Below are 1,430 nucleotides of genomic sequence, written 5' to 3' on the forward strand. Positions count from 1 at the left end.
TTTCAGGCGACCTCCGTTTCGGTGTGTTGATCGCCGTCTGACGGTGGTGTCGGTGGGGTGATGTCGGTGGGCCGTTCGAGCAGTTTGCCTTTGTGGAAGACCGCTCCGGCGCGGACGAGGGCGACCAGATGTGGGGCGTTGACGGCCCGCCAACGGGCTTGGGCGGCGTCGATCAGCTTGTAGGCCATGGCCAATCCAGCGGCCCGCGATCCCGGACCCTTGGTGACCTTCGTTCTCAAACGCACTGTGGCGAAGGTGGATTCGATCGGATTCGTGGTACGCAGATGGATCCAGTGCTCGGCGGGGTAGTGGTAGAACTCCAGCAGGACATCGAGGTCGTCGACGATCTTGGCGACCACTTTCGGGTACTTCGCGCCGAAGGCAACCGCGAAGGCCTTGACCGCGACCTGAGCTTTGTCGATGTCTTCGGCGTTGTAGATGTCCTTGATGGCCGCCAGCGCGGCCGGATGCGCTGACTTCGGCAGTGCGGAAAGGACGTTGGCCTGCTTGTGGAACCAGCAGCGCTGCTCTCGGGTCTTCGGGAATACCTCCCGCACCGCCTTCCAGAACCCGAGCGCGCCATCGCCGACGGCCAGCACTGGGGCGGTCATGCCGCGTCGTTTGCAGTCGCGCAGCAGATCCGCCCACGACTCGCATGACTCCCGATAGCCGTCGGTGATCGCCACGAGCTCTTTGCGGCCGTCAGCGCGCACGCCGAGCATCACCAGCAGGCACAGCTTCTCCTGGTCCAGGCGGACCTTGAGGTGAATGCCGTCGACCCACAGGTAGACGTAGTCGCTGCCGGACAGGTCCCGGGCAGCGAACGTACGGGCTTCGTCTTGCCACTGCGCGGTCAGACGGGTGATCGTGGTGGCCGACAACCCGGCACCCGAGCCGAGGAACTGCTCGAGTGCGGGCCCGAAGTCGCTGGTCGATAGGCCGTGCAGATACAGCAGCGGCAGCACCTCACTCATCTGCGGGGACTTGCGTGCCCAGGCCGGCAGGATCGCCGAGGAAAACCGCTGCCGCTCACCAGAATCGGGGTCGACACGGCGATCGTTGACCCGCGGCGCCTTCACCTGCACGGCACCGGCCGCGGTCAGCACCTCACGCGGCTGGTGATAGCCGTTGCGGACCACCAGTCGGTGACCGTTCTCGTCGAGCTGATCAGCGAATGCGGCCACGTACGCGGCGACCTCGGCCTGCAGGGCAGCGGCCAACATCTGCCGGGCTCCGTCGCGGACGATCTCGTCCAACAACGACCGGCCGGCCTCGCCGCCGTTGGCCTCCTCGGCATCGTGAACTACGGTGAGCATGGGCGTACCTTCCCAACCAGCGCGCCAACGCCGGTCTTGATCGAATACCTGATTCCGTGATGATCATCCTCGGGAAGGTGCGCCCACTTTCAGGCCGCCTCCTCGGGCCTCATC

Annotated in this window: 1 protein-coding gene; it reads right to left on the reverse strand. The window is 65.5% G+C overall.

Annotated features, from left to right (window positions below):
* Positions 1 to 2: 2 nt before the first annotated feature.
* Entirely contained in the window at positions 3 to 1,316 is a 1,314-nt protein-coding gene (locus VXD91_RS30910; RefSeq protein ID WP_067990476.1) for an IS256 family transposase, read from the reverse strand.
* Between the last annotated feature and the right edge of the window lie 114 nt (positions 1,317 to 1,430).

It is taken from the genome of Mycobacterium sp. SM3041 (assembly GCF_039668335.1).
Classification (GTDB): domain Bacteria; phylum Actinomycetota; class Actinomycetes; order Mycobacteriales; family Mycobacteriaceae; genus Mycobacterium.